Source organism: Streptomyces lucensis JCM 4490 (assembly GCF_014650035.1).
In the GTDB taxonomy this organism is placed as follows: Bacteria; Actinomycetota; Actinomycetes; order Streptomycetales; family Streptomycetaceae; genus Streptomyces; species Streptomyces lucensis.
The window spans coordinates 1-1075 of record NZ_BMUE01000051.1 but is presented as its reverse complement, the minus strand read 5'-3'; the positions used below and the strand labels follow the sequence as shown (position 1 = coordinate 1075).

Here is a 1075-nt window from a genome sequence, read left to right as displayed (position 1 = left end):
AAGGAGTCGATGTTCCACACGGCGCCCTGGACGAACACCTTGTGCTCGTAGAGGGCGATGAGCTGGCCGAGGACGGACGGGGTCAGCTCGGCGGCGAGGATCGTGGTGGTCGGCCGGTCGCCGGGGAACGTCCTGTGCGCGACGAGTTCCTCGGGCACGCCCTCCGCGCGGACCTCGTCGGCGTCCTTGCCGAAGGCCAGGGCCTGGGTCTGGGCGAAGAAGTTCGCCATCAGCAGGTCGTGCTGGGCCTTCAGTTCCCCGCTCAGCTCACCGGACGGCCGGGCGAAGCCGATGAAGTCCGCCGGGATCAGCTTGGTGCCCTGGTGGATCAGCTGGTAGTAGGCGTGCTGGCCGTTGGTGCCGGGCGTGCCCCACACCACGGGCCCGGTCTCCCAGTCGACCGGCGTGCCGTCACGCTGCACCGACTTGCCGTTGGACTCCATGTCCAGCTGCTGCAGGTAGGCGGTGAACCGGGACAGGTAGTGGCTGTAGGGGAGGACGGCGTGCGACTGCGCGTCGTGGAAGTTGCCGTACCAGATGCCCAGCAGACCCATGAGCAGCGGGGCGTTGGCCTCGGCCGGCGCGGTGCGGAAGTGGTCGTCGACGATGCGGAAACCCTCGAGCATCTCGGTGAACCGCTCCGGCCCGATCGCGATCATCAGGGACAGGCCGATCGCGGAGTCGAAGGAGTACCGCCCGCCGACCCAGTCCCAGAACTCGAACATGTTCGCCGTGTCGATCCCGAACGCGGCGACCTTCTCCGCGTTCGTCGACAGCGCCACGAAATGCCTCGCGACCGCCTTCTCCTCACCCAGCGCCCGCACCAGCCAGGCCCGCGCGGAGGTGGCGTTGGTGATCGTCTCGATCGTGGTGAACGTCTTGGAGGCGACGATGAACAGCGTCTCGGCCGCGTCCAGGTCACGCGTGGCCTCGTGCAGGTCCGCGCCGTCCACGTTGGAGACGAACCGGACCGTCAGATCACGGTCGGTGAAGGCACGCAGCGCCTCGTAGGCCATCGCGGGGCCCAGGTCGGAGCCGCCGATGCCGATGTTGACCACGTTCCTGATGCGCTTGC

The 1075-nt window shown here is 68.1% G+C and carries 1 protein-coding gene; it reads right to left on the bottom strand.

Translation table 11 applies throughout. From position 1 onward, the window contains the following. The coding region (pgi, locus tag IE177_RS34595) for a glucose-6-phosphate isomerase (protein WP_190019450.1) at positions 1–1075 on the bottom strand (1075 nt) is incomplete at both ends.